The following is a 23,008-nucleotide window of genomic DNA, read 5'->3' on the forward strand; positions in this document are numbered from 1 at the left end:
CGGGTGTTACGGATGACGATGTTTTCGAAGTGTCTGCTTCGCATCGCGTGTGCGTGGCTCTGCGGCGCGTGGGCGTCGGCGCCCGGCGCGAACGCGGCAGATGTCGCGGATCGGCCGCTAGCGGCGGGGCGGACCGCTGCGGGAGAATTGGCAGACCAGGACCGCGCCTATCCGCTTTCGCTCGAGGCGGGCGCGTTCGTGCAGGGCCGCCTGGACGGTGCGGCGGCGAACGTCGACCTGGTCGACCGCGATGGTCGGCACGTGCGCCGCTTGCTGCAAACCGATGCGCCGTCGCGCGGTTTCATGTTCGTCGCACCGGAGGCGGGCGGATACGCGCTGCGCGTCGGGGCTGCGTCCGGCGCCACGCCGCCGCCAGACGCGCGCGGCTATCGGCTCACGATCGAGCAGATCGTGCCGCGCGCGCAACAGCATCGGCCCGAGGCCGCCATCGCGAGTCCGCGGCTGCGCGCGCTGGCGGACACGCTGCAGGCAGGCGGCGATACCGGCGCGTTCTGGCGGGAAATGGCGGCGCATGGCACGCCGCTCGTCGAGCCCGCGCCGGCGCAGCCGGGCGGGACCGACGCGACCGTCGCGCGCGGCCTCGTGCCCGTCGACGAAGCGACCCGGCTCGTCACGTTCCTGTGGCGCGGCGCGCGTGACAACGTGCGCTTGCTCGGCAGCCCGTCGGGCGAGCACGATGCGCTGCAGCGCCTGCCGGGCAGCGACGTCTGGTATCGCAGCTACGTGGTGCCCGCGACCACGCGGCTCAGCTATCTGCTCGCGCCCGACGTGCCCGAACTGGACCGGCCGGACGCGGAGCGCCGCCGCGCGATTCTCGCGACCGCACAGCGCGATCCGTTCAACCCGCGCGGCTTCATGGGGCCGGGGCTCGACCCGTATCAGGGCAAGTCGGTGCTGGAGCTGCCCGACGCACCGCCGCAGCCGTGGCGCGTGCGGCGTCCTGCCGTGCCCGAGGGGCGCGTCGAAGCGTTTCGTTTCGACAGCACGATCCTCGGCAACACGCGCGACGTCTATCTCTATCGTCCGGCGGGCTATCGCAGCGACGATCCCGCGCGCGCGCTCGCGGTGATCTTCGACGCGCACGCGTATGCCGACCCCGACACCGTGCCGACGCCGACAATCCTCGACAACCTGATCGCCGAGGGACGCCTGCCCAGGACGGCGGCGGTAATCGTCGGCAATCCGGACAGCACGACGCGCGGCCGCGAGCTGCCGCCGAATCCGGCGTTCGCGCGTTTCCTCGCCGACGAGCTGATGCCATGGGCGCGCGGGCAGGGCGTGAGTGCCGTCCCGGCGCGCACCGTGATCGCGGGGTCGAGCTATGGCGGCCTCGCGTCCGCGTATGCGGCGTTCCGGCATCCGGAGCTGTTCGGCAACGTGCTGAGCCAGTCGGGCTCGTTCTGGTGGGCGCCCGCGCAGGGCGATGCGCGCACCCGAGCGGCCGAATGGCTGACCCGCGAATATGCGGCGCGCGACCGGCTGCCGGTTCGTTTCTATCTGGAGAGCGGCCGTTTCGAGGACGGCAAGGGGCCGGCGGGAATCGGCACGACGAGCCGGCATCTGCGCGACGTGCTGAATGCGAGGGGCTATCCCGTGACGTATGCGGAAACCGCCAGCGGACACGACTACCTGCATTGGCGCGGATCGCTGGCCTGCGGGTTGATCGCGCTGATCGGCACGCCCGGCGCACGGGCCGCGCTGCATCGCACGGCGCCCGAATCGGCCGATGCGGCGATCGTGAGCCGCGCGTGCCCGCTGCTTTAGCGCGAGCGAGGGCGGGGGCGGGGGCCGTCGAGTCGCGTCAGCAGGCCGCCCAGTCGACCGCGGCGCGCGCGTGCAGCGCGGTAGTGTCGAATACCGGCAGCGGCGTATCGGCGGCACCGATCAGCAGCGTGATTTCGGTACAGCCGAGTATCACGCCTTGCGCGCCGCGCTGCGCGAGCCGTTCGATGATGGCCTGGTAGGTTGCCCGGGAGGCGGGGTCGATCACGCCGTGGCACAGTTCGTCATAGATGATCCGGTGGACTTCCGCCCGTTCCCGCTCGTCCGGTACGAGCACGTCGAGCTCGAACTGCTCGCGCAGCCGCTGCGCATAGAACGGCAACTCCATCGTGTAGCGCGTGCCGAGCAGGCCGACCCGCTCGACGCCGGCGCGCTTGAGCGCGTCGCCCGTCGGGTCGGCGATATGCAGACACGGCACCGCAACCGCCTGTTCGATCGCGCCGAACACCCGGTGCATCGTATTGGTGGTCAGCACGACGAGTTCCGCGCCCGCGCGTTCGAGCTGGCCGGCCGCCGCCGCCATCCGCGCGCCGAGCGCATCCCAGTCCTGTGCGCGCTGCAGCACCTCGATCTCCGCGAAATCGACCGTCACCATCACGCTGCGTGCGTTGTGATGGCCGCCGTGCAGCGCCTTCGAATACTGGTTCATCATGCGGTAATACTCCGCCGACGATTCCCAGCTCATTCCTCCGATCAATCCGATGGTTTTCATGCAAGGTCTCCTGCCGATCCGATGGGTGGGTCGAGTATAGGGAGCGGTGCCTGCCGGCGGCGGTACACCCGGGTGCCGATCGGACCGGTACGGCGCCCGGCACGATGGCAGTACGGGGCAGTTGAAACGCTTACTGTGTTTTTGTACAGTAACGGCACCTTGAACCTATCCTCACATTCTCACGACGCCACGCCGCTGCCGCCGGGCCGCGCGGATGCGCTCGCGCGCAAGATCATCCACTGCGATTGCGACTGCTTCTACGCGTCGGTGGAGATGCGCGACGATCCGTCGTTGCGCGGCCGGCCGCTCGCCGTCGGCGGGCGGCCCGACCAGCGCGGCGTGATCGCCACCTGCAACTACGATGCGCGGCGCTTCGGCGTGCATTCGGCGATGTCGTCCGCGCTTGCGATGCGCAAGTGCCCCGATCTGCTGATCCTGCCGCCCGCGATGGACAAGTATCGCGCCGCGTCGCGGCTCATCATGTCGATCTATCGCGACTACACGCCCGATGTCGAGCCGCTGTCGCTCGACGAAGCCTATCTCGACGTCAGCGGCTCGGAGCGCTGCCAGGGCAGTGCGACGCGGATCGCGCAGGAGATCCGCGCCCGCGTGTATGAAACGGTCGGCGTCACGGTGTCGGCGGGCGTCGCGCCGAACAAGTTCGTCGCGAAGATCGCGTCCGACTGGAACAAGCCCGATGGCCTCTTCGTGGTGCGGCCGCGGGAAGTGGACGCATTCGTCGCTGCGCTGCCGGTGCGCAAGCTGTTCGGCGTCGGCAAGGTCACGGCGGCACGGCTCGACAAGCTCGGCATCCAGACCTGCGCACAGTTGCGCGAATGGTCGCTGTTCGACCTGCATCGTGCGTTCGGCGCGTTCGGCCGGCGCCTGTACGAGCTGTCGCGCGGGATCGACGAACGGCCGGTGCGCGCGGACCAGGCGCGCAAGTCGGTCAGCGTCGAGACGACCTACGTGCACGATCTGACGACGCCCGCGCAATGCGCGGAAGAGATTCGCCGGCTCACCGCGCTGCTCGACACGCGGATCGAGCGGGCCGGCGCGGCGCGCTCGATCAGAAAGCTGTACGTGAAGATCCGTTTCGCCGACTTCCAGCGGACCACGGTCGAGTGCGTGGCCGACGCGACCGACGCGGACACGGCCGTCGCGCTGCTCGACAAGGGGCTCGCGCGGCGCCGGCAGCCGGTGCGGCTGCTGGGCGTCGGCGTGCGGATCGACGAAGACACCGCCGAGCGGCACGGCCAGATCGCGTTGTTCGACAGCGCGCCGCCCGACGGGCGATAAAAAACGGCAACCCGCGCGAGCGGATTGCCGTGGATCGGACAGGCCGGCGCGCGGGCCGGCATCGGATGCTCAGTGCGCGGCGTCCGTCATCCCGTTATGGCGCAGCAGCGCGTCGATGTTCGGTTCGCGGCCGCGGAACGCCTTGAACGACTCCATCGCGGGACGGCTGCCGCCCACCTCGAGAATCTCACGGCGGTAGCGCGTGCCGGTCGCGGTGTCGAGCACGCTGCCGCCGGCAGCCTGCGCGGCTTCCTCGAACGCCGCGTACGCATCGGCGGACAGCACCTCGGCCCACTTGTAGCTGTAGTAGCCGGCCGCATAGCCGCCCGCGAAGATGTGGCTGAACGTGTTCGGCCAGCGCGAGAACGGCGCCTGCGGAATCACGTGGAAGCGTTCGTTGATGTCGCGGGCGAACGCGTTGACGCTGGTCCGGCCGGCGGGGTCGAAATCGACGTGCAGCAGCATGTCGAACATCGAGAACACGATCTGGCGCAGCGTACCCAGCCCGCTCTGGAAGTTCTTCGCGGCGAGCATCTTGTCGAACAGCGCGCGCGGCAGCGGCGCACCCGTTTCCACGTGCGACGACATCGACGTCAGCACGTCCCATTCCCAGCAGAAGTTCTCCATGAACTGCGACGGCAGCTCGACCGCGTCCCATTCGACGCCGTTGATGCCCGATACGCCGATTTCGTCGACGCGGGTCAGCATGTGGTGCAGACCGTGGCCGAACTCGTGAAACAGCGTGATCACCTCGTCGTGCGTGAAGCACGCGGGCTTGCCGCCGACCGGCGCGGAGAAGTTGCAGGTCAGGTACGCGACGGGCGTCTGCACGCTGCCGTTGCCGCGCTTCGCGCGCGAGCGGGCGTCGTCCATCCATGCGCCGCCGCGCTTGCCTTCGCGCGCGTAGAGGTCGAGATAGAACTGCGCGACCAGCGAACCGTCGCGATTCTCGACGCGGAAAAAGCGCACGTCCTCGTGCCACACCGGCGCGTCGTCGGGCTTGATGCGCACGCCGAACAGCGTTTCCGTGACCGTGAACAAGCCCTTCAGCGCGGCCGGCTCGGGGAAGTACTGCTTCACTTCGTTTTCGGAGAACGCGTAGCGCTGCTGGCGCAGCTTTTCGGCGGCGTAGGCAACATCCCACGGCGCGAGCGTGTCCATCCCGAGTTCCTTCGCGGCGAACGCGCGCAGTTCGTCCCAGTCTTTTTCCGCATGTGCCCGCGCGCGGGCGGCGAGATCTTCCAGGAACGCGGTCACCTGCTGCGGCGATTCGGCCATCTTCGGCGCGAGCGAGACTTCCGCGAAATCGCGATAGCCGAGCATCCGGGCCTCCTCGCGGCGCAGCTTGAGCTGGTCGGCGACGATCGCGGTGTTGTCCCATTCGGCATTGCCGCCGCCGTATTGCGCGCCGAGTTCGGACGCGCGCGTCACGTAGGCGCGATACATCGCCTCGCGCATCGTGCGGTTGTCCGAGTATTGGAGCACGGGGAAGTACGACGGGAAATGCAGCGTGAATTTCCAGCCGTCCTTGTCGTCCTTCTGCGCGGCCTCGCGCGCGGCCGCGATCGCGTCGTCCGGCAGGCCGGCCAGCTCGGCCTCGGTCTGCGCGAAATACGCATACGCATTGGTCGCATCGAGCACGTGGTCGGAGAACGATTTCGACAGCGCGGCCTGCTGTTCCTGCAGTTCCGCGAAGCGCGGCTTCCGGTCCTCGGGCAACTCGGCGCCGGACAGACGGAAGTCGCGCAGCGCGTTGTCGAGGATCTTCTTGCGCTCGACGGACAGCGACGCGTATTCGGCGCCGGCGGCGATCGCCTTGTACTTTTCGTACAGCGCGAGATTCTGGCCGACGCTCGACCAGAACTCGGTCACGCGCGGCAGATTCTCGCCGTATGCGGCACGCAGCGCCGGCGTATCGGCGACGGCGTTCAGGTGGCCGACGACGCCCCACGCCCGGCCGAGCGGCTCGGTCGCGCGCTCGACGGTTTCGACGATGTCCTGCCAGGTCGCGGGCGTGGCGGGGTCCGCCGCGCGCGTGACCGCGTCGTCGGCGGTTTCCAGCAGTGCGTCGAGGGCGGGGGTGATGTGTTCTGGGCGGATTTCGCCGAAACGGGGCAAGCCGGTGAAATCGAGAAGCGGATTCGCTGTTGCGCTGACGGACATAGTGCTCCCTGATTATTTCGGATTGAAACGGAAGACGGAAGGCGGCGCGAAGCCGCCCGGTATCGACATTATTGTGGCGCCTTGCGCGCTTTCCAATCGATTGTTCCTAACGAAGCGATTGGCGCGGTAAGCCGGGCCGCGTTCAGCCCGCGTCCGCCGCGCGCTCGGCCGCTTCGAGCGTGTTGATCAGCAGCATCGTGATCGTCATCGGTCCGACGCCGCCCGGCACCGGCGTGAGATGGCCCGCCACCGCGCCGACACCGGCGAAATCGACGTCGCCGCACAGCTTGCCTTCGTCGGTGCGGTTCATGCCGACGTCGATCACCGTCGCGCCCGGTTTCACCATGTCCGCCGTCAGCACGTTGCGCTTGCCCACGGCCGCGACGATCACGTCGGCCTGGCGGGTGTGCGCCGCGAGGTCGCGGGTCTTGCTGTGGCAGATCGTGACGGTCGCGCCGGCTTCGAGCAGCAGCAGCGCCATCGGCTTGCCGACGATGTTCGAGCGGCCGATCACGACCGCGTTCGCGCCCTGCAGCGGGATGCCGTACGCGTCGAACATCTTCATCACGCCGTACGGCGTGCACGGACGGAACAGCGGCTTGCCCGTCATCAGCGCGCCGGCGTTCGCGACGTGGAAGCCGTCGACATCCTTCTCCGGCGCGATCGCCTCGATGACCTTGTGGCTGTCGATGTGCGCGGGGAGCGGCAGTTGCACGAGGATGCCGTGGATTCGCGGGTCGCGGTTCAGTTCGTCGATCCGCTTGAGCAGGTCGGCTTCCGGCAGCACGGCCGGATAGCTGTCCTTCAGCGAGAAGAAGCCGTTGTCCTCGCACGCCTTGATCTTGTTGCGCACGTAGACCTCGCTGGCCGGGTTGTCGCCGACGAGAATCACGGCGAGGCCGGGCTGATGACCACGGGCGGCGAGGGCGCCGGCGCGTTGCGCGGCGGCGGCGCGCAAGGTCTTGGAAAGGGCGTTGCCGTCGATCAGGGTGGCTGTCATGGTGGGATTCGCTTGGCGAGTTGGGAATGCGGGTGTGCGGCACGGCTGGCGCGCCGCAGCGAAGCACGCAATTATACCGGTCGCCTGCCGCGGTCCGACATGATCGCACCGGAACGCGCCATGCGGCGCCGGGCGGGCAGCCGGCGGACGATATAGCGCGGGATAGATAACGGGGGGCGCGGAAAACGGCGGGAGGGGCGAGGGCGGCCGGCGGCGGCCCGGCGCCCGATCGACAGGCCCGACGCGAGGGCGCCGGGCGAACGGGGAACGGCGCGGCGGCCGCTCAGGCCTGTTTCTTCGACAGCGCGAGACGCAACAGGTCGGCGACCGTGTTGACGTTGAGCTTTTCCATGATATTCGCGCGGTGCGCTTCGACCGTCTTGATGCTGATGCCGAGATCGTCGGCGATCTGCTTGTTCAGGCGGCCGGCGATGATCCGCTCGAGCACCTGCTGCTCGCGCGCGGTCAGCTTCGACAGGCGCTCGCTCGCGGCGCGCTGCTCCTGGACGCTCTTGCTTTCGCTGCGGGCCTTGTCGAGCATGCGCTCGACCAGCTTGCGCAGTTCGGCTTCGTCGAACGGTTTCTCGATGAAATCCATCGCGCCCTTTTTCATGGTCGACACGGCCATCGGCACGTCGCCGTGGCCCGTCACGAAGATGATCGGCAGCGCGGCGTTGTCGGCGATCAGGCGCTCCTGCAATTCGAGGCCGCTCATGCCGGACATCCGCACGTCGAGGATCAGGCAGGCGATCTGGCCCGCCTGCTGCGCGGGCTGGTAGGCATCGAGGAACTGCTCGGCGCTCGAGAAGCATTGCACGCGATAGCCGTTCGCCTCCAGCAGCCAGCGCAGCGAGTCGCGCACGGCCTCGTCATCGTCGACGACAAAGACGGTTTCCTGAGGGGTGGTGACAGGGCTATTCATATATCTCCCGTTACAGTATGTGATGTCGATGCCTCGGACCCGCCGCGGCCGAGATCCTCGGGTTCCCCAATGGGCAGACTGCAGTGGAACGTCGCGCCGGAGATCCGGCCGTCGGCCTCGACGTTGTTGACCACCCACAGACGCCCGCGATGCGATTCGATAATCGAACGGCAGATGTTCAGCCCCATGCCCATCCCGTCGGACTTGGTGCTGTAAAACGGTTCAAACAGTCGTTCGGCCGTCGCCTCGTCGACGCCCGGACCCTGGTCGATCACGCGGATGTCGACGAAGCCCGCTTCCAGGTCGGCGACGACGCGGATCGCGCCGTCGAGCGCCTGCGGCCGGGCGTCCTGCATCGCCTCGGCGGCGTTCTTCATCAGGTTGACGAGCACCTGCTCGATCAGCACCGGGTCGACATAAATAATAGGCATTCTGGCGCGGATTTCGGTGACGATGCGAATCCGGCGCTTGCGGGCCTCGATTTCCGCGAGGCCGACCGCATCCGCGACGATGTCCGCGACCCGCGCCGGCTCGCGTTTCGGCTCGCTGCGCTTCACGAATTCGCGGATCCGCTTGACGATCATCCCGGCGCGCAGCGCCTGCTGCGCGGTTTTTTCGAGCGCGGGCAGCAGGGTCTCGGGCGCCGAGCGGCCGCTTTTCACGAGCGCGACCGTCCCCGAACAATAATTGTTGATCGCGGCGAGCGGCTGGTTCAGCTCGTGCGCAATCGACGACGCCATTTCGCCCATCGTCATCAATCGGCTCGTGAACTGCAGTTTTTCTTCCTGCTGGTGCGCGAGTTCCTGCGCCTTCTTGCGGGTCGTGATGTCGGTGGCGATCTGCATCTGCGCGAGGTGGCCGTCGACCCACTGGATGTACTGGCGGCGCACTTCGAACCATTTCTGGATGCTCTCGACGTACACCTCCTGCGCGTCGGCGGTGCTCTCGGTGAGCGCCGCCGCGGGCAGGCCCGCATACGCGTCGACCAGATCGATCGAGTCCGACGACGCCTGCGCGCTGTCGAAGCCGCCGCCGGACAGTTCGAGATGGCCGTCCGGCCGGATCCCGAACAAATGGCGGTAGTAGCGGTTCGCGAACAGCAGCTCCGCTTCGTCGGCGGCCAGCACCGATACCGCCGCATCGAGGCTTTCGAGGACGGTGGTGAAGCGCTCGTGCGCGGCGGCGAGTTCCTCGCGCGCGCGCTTCGGTTCGGTGATGTCCGTCATCGACGACATCCAGCCGGTCTGCCGGCCGGCGCTGTCGATCAGCGGCGACACGTAGAGACGGGCGTGGAACAGCGAGCCGTCCTTGCGCCGCACCCGCAGCTCGAAGCCCGACGACGGCGCCTTGCCGCGCAGCGTCATGTCCAACTGGCGCTGCATTTCCGGATAAGCGTCGCGCGGCCAATACGGAAACGGCGCGACCTTGCCGACGAGGTCGCTCTCGTCCCAGCCTGTCATCCGGCAGAACGCCGGATTCACATGGGTGATGCGGCCGTGCATGTCGAGCACGCGCATGCCGATCAGGACGGAGTTTTCCATCGCGCGGCGGAAGAACGCCTCGGCGTAGAGCGCCTGCTGCGCCTCGAAGCGCTGGCGGGTGTGCTTCCACAGGCTCCAGAGGCTCCACAGCACGAAGCACGACAGCCCCGCGACCAGCCACACGAGCGTGTTGTTGGTCAGGTTCGTCATCTGCGGGTAGGCGTACACGCGTACCGTCAAGCCCTGGCCGGGCGGGTCGAGCGGCAGGTCGTAGTGCGCGTCGCGCGGCAGGCGCGGCCGCGACGAGGTCGATGCCAGTTCGCGGTTGTTCGCGTCGGTGATCGAGATCTTGTACTTGGCCGACAGTTCCTGCGGGATGTCGTGCTTGAGAATGCCCTCGACGGAGAACACCGCCGCGACCGAGCCGAGATAGTCGCGGTCGCGCATCACGGGCGTCTGCAGCGTCAGGTAGCCGTTGCCGAAATCGTCGTAGACGAGCGGCGAGTAGGCCTGCCGGCGCGTACTGCGCGCGTCGGCGAACGCGCCGCGCGCGACGTCCTCCATCTGCGAATCGTTGGGCTTCGACAGGCGCTGGCCGAGCACCGGCAGCAGCATCGCGGGCCAGCGCTTAGTGCCGGGCGACGTGTACCAGTTCAGGTAGAGGATCTCGGGGTGGGCCTGCATGATGTCGCCGACGGCCAGCTGGAACGCGTGCTCGTCGATGCGGCCGGCCGCGAGATCGCGCGCGAAGGCCTGCAGTTGTTCTTGAGCGCCCGTCATCGACAGGCGGATCTGCTGCTGCGCCCAGGCGACGTTGCGGTAGAGCGTGTCTTCCTGCTGCTGCTGCTCGCGGCGGTTGAGGCTCCACAGAATGAGGCTCATCACCACGAGGAACACCAGGATCGACAGCAGGGGAGTCAGTAGATAGGAATTGGACCACCACGGTCCGTGGTGCCAGCGGGACGGCTGCGATTCCGCCGGCGAACCCGACGGTCGCGCCGAGCGTGCGAAAAGCCGTTCGGTCAACATGGCTGGATTGTAGCGCAGCGCATAGTACGCCCAAGGCGCGTAGGAAATATTGAACCGAAAGCGAAATTGTTAAGAGGTAAAGGAAGCTGGAACCCTTGTCGGGTGGGTGCAGCGCAGCAATATTTCATATTACGAGAAAAGATCTCACAATTCGAAAATTTTGTTGCGCGCAGCCCGCGACGCTCTTTACAATCCGCGGGAGCTTGCCGCAGCCGGCCGGAACGGCGTCGTCTGCACGAAGAGCGATCCTCACATTTCAGGACCCAGGAGACGAGTATGTCCGCTGTACCGAACGAAGTGATGAAGTATGTCGTCGCCGATCGTGACGACGATCCCCAGGAAACCGTCGAATGGCTCGAAGCGCTGGACGGCGTGATCTCCTCCGTCGGTCCCGGCCGCGCGCACTACCTGATCGAGAAGCAGATCGAATTCGCCCGCGTGCACGGCGAACACCTGCCGTTCTCCGCGAACACTCCGTACATCAACACGATTCCGGTCGAAAACCAGGCGAAGATCCCCGGCGACCAGGACATCGAACACCGGATCCGCTCGTACACGCGCTGGAACGCGATCGCGATGGTCGTGCGCGCGGGCAAGGACACCAACGTCGGCGGCCATATCGCGTCGTTCGCGTCGGCCGCGACGCTCTATGACGTCGGCTACAACCATTTCTGGCACGCGCCGTCCGCCGAGCATGGCGGCGATCTCGTGTTCGTGCAGGGCCATTCGTCGCCGGGCGTGTATTCCCGCGCGTTCCTGCTCGGCCGTCTGACCGAGAATCAACTGGACAACTTCCGCCAGGAAGTGGGCGGCAACGGCATTTCGTCGTACCCGCACCCGTGGCTGATGCCGGACTTCTGGCAGTTCCCGACCGTGTCGATGGGCCTCGGCCCGATCATGGCGATCTACCAGGCGCGCTTCATGAAGTACCTGCAGGCGCGCGGCATCGTGACGACGGAGGGCCGCAAGGTGTGGGCGTTCCTCGGCGACGGCGAGACGGACGAGCCGGAATCGCTCGGCGCGATCGGCATGGCGAGCCGCGAGAAGCTCGACAACCTGGTGTTCGTGATCAACTGCAACCTGCAGCGTCTCGACGGCCCGGTGCGCGGCAACGGCAAGATCATCCAGGAACTGGAATCGGAATTCCGCGGCGCCGGCTGGAACGTGATCAAGGTGATCTGGGGCAGCCGCTGGGATGCGCTGTTCGCACGCGACAAGACGGGTGCGCTGATGCGCCGGATGATGGACGTCGTCGACGGCGAGTACCAGACCTACAAGTCGGAATCGGGCGCGTTCGTCCGCGAGCATTTCTTCAACACGCCCGAGCTGAAGGCGCTCGTCGCGGACTGGTCCGACGACGACATCTGGAATCTGAACCGCGGCGGCCACGATCCGCACAAGATCTACGCGGCCTTCCAGGAAGCGAGCAATTCGAAGGGCGCGCCGACCGTGATTCTCGCGAAGACCATCAAGGGCTACGGGATGGGCGAGTCGGGCCAGGCGATGAACATCACGCACCAGCAGAAGAAGCTGCCCGTCGAGCAACTGAAGAAGTTCCGCGACCAGTTCCGTCTGCCGATCTCGGACGACGTGATCGCCGACGTGCCGTACCTCAAGTTCGAGGAAGGCTCGAAGGAGCTCGAATACATGCGTGCGCGCCGGATGGACCTCGGCGGCTACCTGCCGCAGCGCCGCCAGAAGGCGCAGTCGCTGCCGGTGCCGGCGCTCGACGCGTTCGAGCCGCTGCTGAAGGGCACGGGCGAAGGCCGCGAGATCTCGACGACGATGGCGTTCGTGCGGATCCTGAACATCCTGCTGAAGGACAAGGCGCTCGGCAAGCGCATCGTGCCGATCGTGCCCGACGAGTCGCGCACGTTCGGGATGGAAGGCTTGTTCCGCCAGATCGGCATCTGGAACCAGCAGGGCCAGAAGTACGTACCGGAAGATTCCGACCAGTTGATGTTCTACAAGGAATCGGAAACCGGCCAGATCCTGCAGGAAGGGATCAACGAAGCAGGCGGCATGTGCGACTGGATCGCGGCGGCGACGTCGTATTCGACGCACGGCGAGATCATGGTGCCGTTCTACATCTTCTACTCGATGTTCGGCTTCCAGCGTATCGGCGACCTGGCATGGGCGGCGGGCGACATGCGTTCGCGCGGCTTCCTGCTCGGCGGCACGGCGGGGCGCACGACGCTCAACGGCGAAGGCCTGCAGCACGAAGACGGCCACTCGCTGCTGTGGGCGGCGTCGGTGCCGAACTGCGTGAGCTACGATCCGACCTTCGGCTACGAACTCGCGGTCATCATGCAGGACGGCCTGCGCCGGATGGTGCAGGAGCAGGAAGACGTGTACTACTACGTCACGGTGATGAACGAGAACTACGAGCACCCGGCGATCCCGCAGGGCGAGCACGTAGCGGCGGACATCATCAAGGGCATGTACGCGTTCCGGAAGGCGGACGCCGACAAGAAGGCGCCGCGCGTGCAACTGATGGGCGCGGGCACGATCTTCAACGAAGTGATCGCCGCGGCCGACCTGCTGAAGAACGACTGGGGTGTCGCCGCCGATCTGTGGAGCGTGCCGAGCTTCACCGAGCTGGCGCGCGAAGGCCATGAGGTCGAGCGCTGGAACCTGCTCAATCCGACCGGCGAGCGTCGCCAGTCGCACGTGCAGAAGTGCCTGAAGGACACGCAAGGTCCGGTCGTCGCGTCGACCGACTACGTCCGCGCGCTGGTCGACCAGATCCGCGGTCAGGTCGATCGCCGTTTCGTTGTGCTCGGCACCGACGGCTACGGCCGCTCGGACACGCGGGCGAACCTGCGCCACTTCTTCGAGGTCGACCGCCATTGGGTCACCGTCGCGGCGCTCAATGCGCTGGCCGACGAAGGCACGATCGAGCGCAAGGTCGTCGCCGATGCGATCGCGAAGTACAACCTCGATCCGTCCAAGCCCAACCCGATGACGGTTTAACGCACGCATGCCGTGTGATGCCGCGCCGGCCGTCCGTCCCGGACGGGCGGCGCAGCTCAGGAGACACAGACAGATGAGTCAAGCAATCGAAGTGAAGGTGCCGGATATCGGCGATTACAAGGATGTGCCCGTCATCGAAGTGCTCGTGAAGGCGGGCGACGCGGTCGAACCCGAGCAGTCGCTCGTCACGCTCGAGTCCGACAAGGCGACGATGGACGTGCCGAGCCCGGTGGGCGGCACGGTCAGGGAAGTGAAGGTCAAGGTGGGCGATTCCGTTTCGGAAGGCACGCTGATCATCCTGCTCGAAGGCAGCGCCGAGGCGAAGCCCGCGCAGGCGAACGGCGCTGCCGCGCCTGCGAGTGCGCCTGCGGCCGCAGCGGCCCCGGCGGCCCCCGCAGCGTCGGGCGGCGGCGCGGTCGAAGTGAAGGTGCCGGATATCGGCGACTACAAGGACGTGCCCGTCATCGAGATCGGCGTGAAGATCGGCGATACGGTCGAGAAGGAGCAGTCGCTCGTCACGCTCGAATCCGACAAGGCGACGATGGACGTGCCGAGCCCGGCCGCCGGCGTGGTGAAGGACATCAAGGTCAAGGTGGGCGACGCGGTGTCGGAAGGCACGCTGATCGTGTTGCTGGAGTCGGCCGGCGGTGCGAGCGCGCTCGCCGCGGCGCCGCAGGCTGCGCCCGCTCCGGCTCCGGCCGCACCGGCGCCCGCGCCGAAGGCTGCCGCGCCCGCTCCAGCGGCTCCGGCTCCGGCTCCGGCCGCGGCACCCGCCGCGAGCGGCGAGTATCGCGCAAGCCACGCGTCGCCGTCGGTGCGAAAGTTCGCGCGCGAACTGGGCGTCGACGTGTCGCGTGTGCAGGGCACGGGTCCGAAGAGCCGCATCACGAAGGACGACATCACCGGTTTCGTGAAGGGCGTGATGACCGGCCAGCGCGCGGCGCCGGCCGGTGCGGGCGCGCCCGCGAGCGGTGGCGAGCTGAACCTGCTGCCGTGGCCGAAGGTCGATTTCGCGAAATTCGGCCCGGTCGATCCGAAGCCGCTGTCGCGCATCAAGAAGATCTCGGGCGCGAACCTGCATCGCAACTGGGTGATGATCCCGCACGTCACGAACAACGACGAAGCCGACATCACCGAGCTCGAAGCGCTGCGCGTGCAGCTCAACAAGGAGAACGAGAAGGCGGGCGTGAAGTTCACGATGCTCGCGTTCGTGATCAAGGCCGTGGTGTCGGCGCTGAAGAAATTCCCGACGTTCAACGCGAGCCTCGACGGCGACAATCTCGTATTCAAGCAGTACTACCACGTCGGTTTTGCCGCCGATACGCCGAATGGCCTCGTCGTGCCGGTGATTCGCGACGCGGACAAGAAGGGCCTCGTCGACATCGCGAAGGAAATGACCGATCTGTCGAAGGCGGCTCGCGAAGGCAAGCTGAAGCCGGATCAGATGCAAGGCGGCTGCTTCTCGATTTCGTCGCTCGGCGGGATCGGCGGCACGAATTTCACGCCGATCATCAACGCGCCGGAAGTGGCGATCCTCGGTCTGTCGCGCAGCGCGATGAAGCCGGTGTGGGACGGCAAGCAGTTCGTGCCGAAGCTCACGCTGCCGCTGTCGCTGTCGTATGACCATCGCGTGATCGACGGTGCGGAAGCGGCGCGTTTCAACGCGTATCTCGCGGCGATCCTGGCCGATTTCCGGCGCGTGATTCTTTGATGAGCGGGGGAGCTTGCAACGGCGCGGATAGGTTGTCGGTCATTCGCGCCTCGTCGTTGAACCTGTATCGCTGACGGTGTGCCGGCGTCGCCCTCGTGCGGCGCGGCGGGCGCTTTTCCCGGTCTTTCGGGGAAAAAGCGCCCACAAGATACGCGCGTCCTCGGGCGGACGGCAAAGATGGTTCTGCCCAGGTGCGCGTCTCTTCGTCAGGGCGTGGCAGGTTCCGGCCGCGAGTTTCTCTCCCTCTGTCTGCAGCCAATCAAGAAGGGGACAGTAATGAGTCTCATCGAAGTCAAAGTACCGGATATCGGCGATTTCAGCGGCGTCGATGTCATCGAAGTCAACATCAAGCCCGGCGACGTGATCGAGAAGGAGCAGACGCTCGTCACGCTCGAATCCGACAAGGCATCCATGGAAGTGCCGAGCGACGTCGCCGGCACGGTGAAGGAAGTCCGCATCAAGGCCGGCGACAAGGTCTCGCAAGGCACGGTCGTCGCGATCGTCGAAGCCGCCGAAGCGACCGCCGCGCCCGCGAAGGCGCCGGAAGCCGCCAAGCCTGCCGCCGCCGCGCCCGCGCCTGCCCCGCTGGCCGCGGTGCCCGCTCCGCAGGCCGGCAGCTACGCCGGCGCCGTGGATGTCGAATGCGACATGCTCGTGCTGGGCGCCGGCCCCGGCGGCTACTCGGCCGCGTTCCGCGCCGCCGATCTCGGCATGAAGACCGTGCTGGTCGAGCGCTATGCGACGCTCGGCGGTGTGTGTCTGAACGTCGGCTGCATTCCGTCGAAGGCGCTGCTGCACACCGCGCTCGTCACGGAAGAGGCCGCCGCGCTCGCCGATCACGGCATTTCGTTCGGCAAGCCGGAAATCGATCTCGACAAGCTGCGCGGCTTCAAGTCCGGCGTCGTCAAGAAGCTGACCACGGGCCTTGCCGGTATGGCGAAGGCACGCAAGGTCGAGGTGGTGACGGGCGTCGGCGCGTTCGTCGATCCGTATCACCTCGAAGTCCAGACCGACGGCGGCAAGAAGGTCGTCCGGTTCAAGCAGGCGATCATCGCGGCGGGTTCGCAGGCGGTGAAGCTGCCGTTCATGCCGGAAGATCCGCGCGTCGTCGATTCGACGGGCGCGCTCGAACTGCGCCAGTTGCCGAAGCGCATGCTCGTGATCGGCGGCGGGATCATCGGTCTCGAAATGGCGACCGTCTATTCGACGCTCGGCGCCGAGATCGACGTCGTCGAAATGATGGACGGCCTGATGATGGGCGCCGATCGCGATCTCGTGAAGGTGTGGGAGAAGTACAACGCGAAGCGCTTCGGCAATGTGATGCTGAAGACCAAGACGGTCGGCGCCGAAGCGAAGGAAGACGGCATCTACGTGAAGTTCGAGGGCGAGAAGGCCCCGGCCGACGCGCAGCGCTACGACCTCGTGCTGGTGGCCGTGGGGCGCAGCCCGAACGGCAAGAAGATCGGCGCGGACAAGGCCGGCGTTGCGGTGACGGATCGCGGTTTCATCGACGTCGACCGGCAACTGCGCACGAATGTGCCGCACATCTTCGCGATCGGCGACATCGTCGGTCAGCCGATGCTGGCCCATAAAGCGGTGCACGAGGGCCACGTCGCGGCGGAAGCCGCGCACGGCGAAAAGGCGTATTTCGACGCGCTGCAGATTCCGTCGGTGGCCTACACCGATCCGGAAGTGGCATGGGCGGGTAAGACGGAAGATCAGTGCAAGGCCGAAGGCATCAAGTACGGCAAGGCGGTGTTTCCGTGGGCCGCGTCGGGCCGCGCGATCGCGAATGGCCGCGACGAGGGTTTCACGAAACTGTTGTTCGACGAGGAGACGCATCGCGTGATCGGCGGCGCCATCGTCGGGCTGAACGCGGGTGACCTGATCAGCGAAGTGTGCCTGGCGGTCGAGATGGGCGCGGACGCGGAGGACATCGGCAAGACGATCCACCCGCACCCGACGCTCGGGGAGTCGATCGGCATGGCGGCGGAACTCTACGAAGGGGTCTGTACCGATCTGCCGCCGCAGCGCAAGAAATAAGCGGGGCGCGGCCAACCGCCGCTCGAGACAAACGGCGCTTCCCGCGGGACGGGGAAGCGCCGTTTTTATTGGGTCGCCTCGATGGGTTTTCCTCGCCGCAAAAGAAAAAGCCGCGCTGGCCAGCGCGGCTTTTTGACAGCGGGACAGCGAAAGCGGACTTAGGCTGCCGGCTTGCTGCTGCGACGCGAAGCGGCGGCGGCGCTGTTGGCGGCCTTGGTCGCGACGGCGGCAGCGGCGTTGAAGTTCGTTTCGGCGATTTCAACGGCTTGCTTGGCGGCCTTCTGCACCGTTTCGTAGGTCGTGCTGGCGGCGTTGAGCGCCGACTTCAGCGCGGCAACGGCGGTTTCCGAGCCGGCCGGCGCGTTCTTCGCGACGTTGTCGACGAGCGCCTGCACCTTGCGGTTCTGTTCTTCATACTGGGCTTCGGCGACCTTCGCGAATTCGGCTTGCGTGGCCGATGCGATTTCATACAGGTGGCGGCTGTACGACAGCACCTTTTCGGCGATCGGCTGCGTCAGGCTCGCTTGCAGCGCGAGCAGTTCCTGCGCGTCCTTCACGGACAGCACGCGTTGCACGTTTTCCTGGCTTTCCGCGAGCGTCGACTTCACTACTTGCAGATTCAGCTCGACCAGCTTCTCAACGCCTTCGAACGCCTTGGTCGTCAGACCGAACAAGCTTTCGAGGTGGGCTTTCTGTGCAGCGGCGATTTGCTCGGGGGTCAGCAAAGACATGTTCATGCTCCTGAAATTCGATCGAAGATCGCTGAGGGGGAAGGCACAACTTTAGGGAACAGGCACTGAAGAAACGCTTTGTGCATCGCAACAATGATTGCTATTTTAGGGCGTCAGAAATGAATGTCAAGTGAATTTTGTGCGCCGCACAATACCGGTAAATTATCGATAAAACAATGAGTTAAGTCGTACCAATGGGATCGGTTTCAGGGGAATTCCCACATAGTGCGCAGGCGGTGCCGTTTTGCTGAAGTGCACCACGATGGCGCGCCGGTAAACCTAACAGGCCCATGGAACGTTTATATGCGATGCTTGTCGAACCGCTCGCTATTTGCGGGTTGCTGGGCGTGCGCGTTGTCCGCCCAGCTTGTCTGGCGGGCCGTTCGGCCGGCTGGCGGCAGCATTCGTAAGATCTCCGCTTCAATTTGTCTGCGCGGTGCCGATAAGCCGATCAAGGGATCGGCGGGTCGATCGAACCGGGTGGAATCCTTGCATCCCATCGTATTTTTAGATGGAAAAGGGGAGCGCGATTGTCTTTTGGCGATCGATTCTTACATTCCGGTTTAACGAAGGCCGGTAAGTGCCTAATATTGCTTATTTTTTCCGCTTTTACTACACTTGCGGAACCCTCTCGTCGCTTTGTCCAGACCCCAATGAAAACCCAATTGTTTTCACCGCTCAAAATGATGCAGGGCATGGCCCTCGGTACCGCGGTATCGGTGGCCGTCTCCATGCTCATGGCCACGGCCGCCGTCGTGCCTGCCGAGGCCTTTGCCGCGACTGCTGCGAAAACCGCGCAGACCGCCAAGGGCAAGAAGAAGTCCGCCGCATCGGCCAAGAAATCCGTGCGCACGATCGCCGCGAAGGACGAGCCGCGGGCGAAAGTCGGCCGCAAGCGCGTGACGCTCGCGGCGAACGGGCACCACGCCGTGCGCCGGGTGGCGTTCCAGCCGCGCCCGCAGTCGGTCGGCCAGGCCTTCGGTCTGCACGAGACACCCGACGCGCTCGCGCTGCGTTCGAGCGTTGCGTATGTGGTCGATCAGAATTCGACCGAGCCGCTGTTCGACAAGAATTCGCGCGCCGTCGTGCCGATCGCGTCGATCTCGAAGCTGATGACGGCAATGGTGGTGCTCGATTCGAAGATGCCGCTCACCGACCAGATCGATGTGACCGACGAGGATCGCGACTATGAGAAAGGCACCGGCTCGCGCCTGTCGGTAGGCTCGGTGCTGTCGCGCGAGGACATGCTGCACATCGCGCTGATGGCGTCGGAGAACCGTGCGGCGGCCGCGCTGTCGCGCTACTACCCGGGTGGCCGTCCGGCGTTCATCTCGGCCATGAACGCGAAGGCGAAGTCGCTGGGCATGAACGACACGCATTTCGAGAATTCCACCGGGCTGTCGAGCCAGAACGTGTCGAGCGCGCGTGATCTGGTGAAGATGGTGAACGCCGCATACCAGTATCCGCTGATCCGCCGATTCTCGACCGATCGCAGCTACGACGTGTTTACCGGCAAGCGGACGCTCGCCTATAACAGCACGAACGCGCTGGTGCGCAATCCGTCGTGGGACATCGGCTTGCAGAAGACCGGCTTCATCAACGAAGCGGGCGAGTGCATGGTGATGCAGACGACGATCCACGGCCGCCCGATCGTGATGGTGCTGCTCGATTCGTTCGGCAAGTATTCGCGTTTCGCCGATGCATCGCGCGTGCGCAACTGGCTCGACAACGGCGGCGGCGAACGCCTGACCGCGGCGAACGCGCCCGCCGGCGGGACCTGATCTCGCTGCGCGATACGCGACGCCTGAAACACAAAGCCCCGCAATTGCGGGGCTTTGTGTTTCAGGCGTCGTCTGGCGGTGTGAGTCGGGCGTACCGGGCCGAAGGCTCACGCATGCTTGTGCAGCGCGGCCGCCTCGGTATCCCTCGGGGCGGTGTGATAGCCGAGCGATGCCGAGATGGTCAGCGCGGTATGGCTCAGTTGACCGAGCCATGCATCCTGCAGGCGGTCGGCCGGTGCCGACAGCGACAGCCCCGCGACCAGCTTGCCCGAGTCGTCGTAGATGCCGGCGGCGATGCAGCGCACGCCGAGTTCCAGTTCCTCGTTGTCGCGTGCGCACGATTGCTGACGCACCAGCGTGAGTTCGCGCTCGAGCTTCGTCAGATCGGTAATGCTGTTCTGCGTATGGCCGGCCAGGCCGGTGCGGGTTGCGTAGGCGCGCACCCGCGAGGTTTCGTCCGCGGCGAGGAAGAGCTTGCCCACGGAGGTCAGGTGCAGCGGCGCGCGGCCGCCGATCGCCCGCACCACCTGCATGCCGGAGCGTTCCGAATACGCGCGCTCGATATAGACGATCTCGTCGCCCTGGCGTACCGAGAGGTTGACCGTCTGACCCGTCAGTCGATGCAGCTCGCGCATCGGCATCAGTGCCGCGTCGCGTACCGACAGGCGCGCCTTGACCAGATTGCCGAGTTCGAGCAGGCGCATGCCGAGCCGGTAGGTGCCCGGATCGGAGCGGTCGACGAGGCGGCATGTGACCATGTCGTTCAGGATCCGGTGCGCCGTGGACGGATGCAGTTCGGTGCGCAGCGCGAGTTCTTTCAGGCTGACCGGATCGCTGTGGCCGGCGAGTGCGTCGAGGAGCCGCATCATGCGCTCGATCACTTGGATCGACGTTTTGGATTCCGGGTTCGGGTTGCTCATCGTGGGAAATCGATCGACGCATCAGACACTGGGGAAATCGATTGTATCTCGTATAGTGAAAAAAGCGAACGGCGTTCGAGGAACTCCTCGTTTGCCGGAACCGCGATTCCGACGGGCATTTCGCGTTGGTCGTGCGCTGCAAAGCGCGGATAATGAGCGCAGTTTTCTCGAAGGAGCTTCCATGCGAGTCGGTTTGTTCGTCACGTGCCTCATCGATCTGATGCGGCCCGAAATCGGTTTTTCGGCGCTCAAGTTGATCCAGCAGGCCGGGTTCGAGGTCATCGTCCCGCCCGCGCAGACGTGTTGCGGCCAGCCCGCGTACAACTCGGGCGACCGGGCGCTCGCGCGCGATCTGGCGGAGAAGGCGCTGCGCGAATTCGAGCAGTTCGATTACGTGGTGGTGCCGTCGGGTTCGTGCGGGGGGATGCTGAGCGTGCACTACGGCGACCTGTTTCGCGACGATCCCGATCTGATGGGCCGCTACGGCCGTTTGCGCACGAAGGTGTACGAGTTGACCGACTTTCTCGTGAACGTCGCGAAGGTCGCGCTCGAGCCGGGCGAATTCGCCGGCCCGGTGACCTATCACGATGCCTGCTCGGGGCTGCGCGAACTGGGCGTGAAGGCGCAGCCGCGCGCGCTGCTCGCGCAGCGCGGCGTCGAGGTGCGGGAGATGAAGGACTGCGAGCACTGCTGCGGATTCGGCGGCACCTTCGCGGTGAAGTACGGCGACATCTCGACCGCGATCGTCGACGAGAAATGCGCGAACGTTCGCGCGAGCGGCGCGCAGACCGTCGTACTGGGCGATCTCGGCTGCATCCTGAATATCGAAGGGCGTCTGCGCCGGACCGGCGATCGCGACACGCGCGTGCTGCATGTCGCGCAGGTGCTGGCGGGCGACGTCTGAGCCGCCGATTCACGCATTCACCACGAGCCGCCATGCAAGTTCAATCGATGCAGTTCAAGGCGCGCGCGGGCCAGAAGCTCGCGGATCAGCGCCTGCAGGAAAACCTCAAGAAACTGTCGACGAAATTCGTCTCCGCCCGCGCCGATTCGATCACGCAGATCGATTTCCCGGCGACGCGCGCCGAACTGAAGGCGCGTCGCAATCGCGCGCTCGACAATCTCGATGTCTGGCTCGACGCATTCGAGCGCGCCGCCGAGCGACGCGGCACGACGGTGCTGTACGCGGAGTCGATGCGCGACGCGGCCGGGCTGGTCGCCGACATTGCGCGCCGCCACGATGTGAAGAAGGTGATCAAGACGAAGTCGATGGTGTCGGAGGAGATGCGGCTGAATGCCGTGCTGGCCGAAATGGGCGTGCAGTCGATCGAGACCGACCTCGGCGAATACATTCTCCAGATCAACGACAACGAGGCGCCGAGCCACATCATTGCGCCTGTCGTGCACAAGGACAAGGACGAGATCGCCGACCTGTTCGCGAAAACCCACGGCCGGCCGCGTCTGTCGGAGATTCCCGACATGACGCGCGAGGCGCGCGAGGTGCTGCGGCCGCATTTCCTGTCGGCGGACATGGGGGTGACGGGCGGCAACTTCGTGATCGCCGAAACGGGCTCGGTCGCGCTCGTCACCAACGAGGGCAACGAGGGAATGTGCACGGTGATGCCGCGCGTGCATGTCGCGGTAACGGGGATCGAGAAGGTGCTGCCGACGCTCGAGGATCTGGCGACCGCGATGCGGCTGCTGCCGCGCTCGGCGACCGGGCAGAAGACGTCGAACTACCTGTCGCTGCTGACCGGCCCGCGCGGGGAAGGCGACCACGACGGCCCCGAGCACATGTACGTGGTGCTGGTCGACGGCGGCCGCAGCGGCCTCATCGGCGGAGCATTCCAGGAGATGCTCCGCTGTATCCGCTGCGGCGCATGCATGAATCATTGCCCGGTGTACCAGAAGGTCGGCGGGCATGCGTACGGCTGGGTGTACCCGGGGCCGATGGGCTCGGTGCTGACGCCGAGCTACGTCGGGCTCGACAGCGCACTCGACCTGCCGCAGGCGGCGACGCTGTGCGGCGAATGCGACAGCGTATGCCCGGTCGGCATCCCGTTGTCGGGGCTGCTGCGCACATTGCGCGAGAAGCAGGTCGAGCGGCATCTGCGTCCGTGGCGGGAGCGGGCGGCGCTGACGGCGTGGGGGTTCTTCGCCCGGCGGCCGGCGCTCTACGCGCTCACCACCAAGCTCGCGGTGCGCATCCTCGAGCGGGCGGGCGGCGGCGCGGGACAGCGGCGCGGCATCCGGCGGTTGCCGCTCGCGGCCGGCTGGACCGATACCCGCGACCTACCCACTCCCGCGGGCCGGACCTTCCGCGAGCTTTACGCGGCTTCGCGCAGCCATCTCGGTTGAGTTGCATCAGGCCGGCCGGGCGCCGGACGGGAACCTCCCGGCCGGACTGTTCATCCACGAGCAACACTCCATTCACTATTCA

At 66.1% G+C, this 23,008-nt stretch carries 15 protein-coding genes; 8 read left to right on the forward strand and 7 right to left on the reverse strand.

Annotation, left to right across the window (positions count from 1 at the left end; genetic code table 11):
- Positions 1–147 precede the first annotated feature (147 nt).
- Positions 148–1,785, forward strand: coding sequence for an alpha/beta hydrolase-fold protein (locus tag RZR99_RS15380; protein WP_323120639.1), 1,638 nt, complete (start codon positions 148–150; stop codon positions 1,783–1,785).
- A 37-nt stretch (positions 1,786–1,822) separates the two neighbouring features.
- On the opposite strand, the gene RZR99_RS15385 is transcribed toward RZR99_RS15380, so the two are convergent.
- Positions 1,823–2,515, reverse strand: a complete 693-nt coding sequence (locus tag RZR99_RS15385) for an aspartate/glutamate racemase family protein (protein ID WP_323120640.1) — start codon at positions 2,513–2,515, stop codon at positions 1,823–1,825.
- 159 nt (positions 2,516–2,674) lie between these two features.
- On the opposite strand from RZR99_RS15385, the gene dinB reads away from it, so the two are divergent.
- Positions 2,675–3,814, forward strand: a complete 1,140-nt coding sequence (dinB, locus tag RZR99_RS15390) for a DNA polymerase IV (RefSeq protein ID WP_323120641.1) — start codon at positions 2,675–2,677, stop codon at positions 3,812–3,814.
- A gap of 69 nt (positions 3,815–3,883) precedes the next feature.
- On the opposite strand, the gene RZR99_RS15395 is transcribed toward dinB, so the two are convergent.
- The 4 genes from RZR99_RS15395 to fixL all read right to left on the reverse strand — a co-directional run bounded on the left by RZR99_RS15395 (position 3,884) and on the right by fixL (position 10,409).
- The gene (locus tag RZR99_RS15395) at positions 3,884–5,977 is read right to left on the reverse strand and encodes a M3 family metallopeptidase (protein ID WP_323120642.1); all 2,094 of its coding nucleotides are present in this window, start codon (positions 5,975–5,977) and stop codon (positions 3,884–3,886) included.
- A gap of 142 nt (positions 5,978–6,119) precedes the next feature.
- Complete coding sequence (folD, locus tag RZR99_RS15400; RefSeq protein ID WP_323120643.1) at positions 6,120–6,977, reverse strand: bifunctional methylenetetrahydrofolate dehydrogenase/methenyltetrahydrofolate cyclohydrolase FolD; 858 nt, start codon at positions 6,975–6,977, stop codon at positions 6,120–6,122.
- 283 nt (positions 6,978–7,260) lie between these two features.
- A complete protein-coding gene (fixJ, locus tag RZR99_RS15405; RefSeq protein WP_323120644.1) occupies positions 7,261–7,899 on the reverse strand; it encodes an oxygen response regulator transcription factor FixJ in 639 nt (212 codons plus the stop codon).
- Complete coding sequence (fixL, locus tag RZR99_RS15410) at positions 7,896–10,409, reverse strand: oxygen sensor histidine kinase FixL (RefSeq protein WP_323120645.1); 2,514 nt, start codon at positions 10,407–10,409, stop codon at positions 7,896–7,898. Before fixL ends, fixJ begins: the two co-directional genes overlap by 4 nt.
- A gap of 276 nt (positions 10,410–10,685) precedes the next feature.
- On the opposite strand from fixL, the gene aceE reads away from it, so the two are divergent.
- The 3 genes from aceE to lpdA all read left to right on the forward strand — a co-directional run bounded on the left by aceE (position 10,686) and on the right by lpdA (position 17,136).
- Positions 10,686–13,382 carry a pyruvate dehydrogenase (acetyl-transferring), homodimeric type gene (gene aceE, locus RZR99_RS15415; RefSeq protein WP_323120646.1) on the forward strand — a complete coding sequence of 899 codons (2,697 nt, stop codon included), beginning with the start codon at positions 10,686–10,688 and terminating at the stop codon, positions 13,380–13,382.
- Between the two features lie 73 nt (positions 13,383–13,455).
- A complete protein-coding gene (gene aceF / locus RZR99_RS15420; protein WP_323120647.1) occupies positions 13,456–15,093 on the forward strand; it encodes a dihydrolipoyllysine-residue acetyltransferase in 1,638 nt (545 codons plus the stop codon).
- Between the two features lie 276 nt (positions 15,094–15,369).
- Positions 15,370–17,136, forward strand: coding sequence for a dihydrolipoyl dehydrogenase (gene lpdA / locus RZR99_RS15425; protein ID WP_323120648.1), 1,767 nt, complete (start codon positions 15,370–15,372; stop codon positions 17,134–17,136).
- A gap of 158 nt (positions 17,137–17,294) precedes the next feature.
- On the opposite strand, the gene RZR99_RS15430 is transcribed toward lpdA, so the two are convergent.
- Positions 17,295–17,867: a phasin family protein gene (locus RZR99_RS15430; RefSeq protein WP_323120649.1), complete on the reverse strand. Its 573-nt coding sequence runs from the start codon at positions 17,865–17,867 to the stop codon at positions 17,295–17,297.
- A 653-nt stretch (positions 17,868–18,520) separates the two neighbouring features.
- Between RZR99_RS15430 and pbpG the strand changes: the two genes are divergently transcribed.
- Entirely contained in the window at positions 18,521–19,648 is a 1,128-nt protein-coding gene (pbpG, locus tag RZR99_RS15435; RefSeq protein ID WP_323120650.1) for a D-alanyl-D-alanine endopeptidase, read from the forward strand.
- Between the two features lie 107 nt (positions 19,649–19,755).
- Here the strand turns inward: pbpG and RZR99_RS15440 are convergent, their stop codons facing one another.
- Positions 19,756–20,568: an IclR family transcriptional regulator gene (locus RZR99_RS15440; RefSeq protein WP_323120651.1), complete on the reverse strand. Its 813-nt coding sequence runs from the start codon at positions 20,566–20,568 to the stop codon at positions 19,756–19,758.
- Positions 20,569–20,749: 181 nt separating this feature from the next.
- Between RZR99_RS15440 and RZR99_RS15445 the strand changes: the two genes are divergently transcribed.
- Together RZR99_RS15445 and RZR99_RS15450 are read left to right on the forward strand one after the other, a co-directional pair.
- Positions 20,750–21,472, forward strand: coding sequence for a (Fe-S)-binding protein (locus tag RZR99_RS15445; RefSeq protein WP_323120652.1), 723 nt, complete (start codon positions 20,750–20,752; stop codon positions 21,470–21,472).
- Positions 21,473–21,504: 32 nt separating this feature from the next.
- Positions 21,505–22,926: a lactate utilization protein B gene (locus RZR99_RS15450; RefSeq protein WP_323120653.1), complete on the forward strand. Its 1,422-nt coding sequence runs from the start codon at positions 21,505–21,507 to the stop codon at positions 22,924–22,926.
- Positions 22,927–23,008 lie beyond the last annotated feature (82 nt).

Source organism: Burkholderia alba (assembly GCF_034721475.1).
GTDB lineage: Bacteria > Pseudomonadota > Gammaproteobacteria > Burkholderiales > Burkholderiaceae > Burkholderia > Burkholderia alba.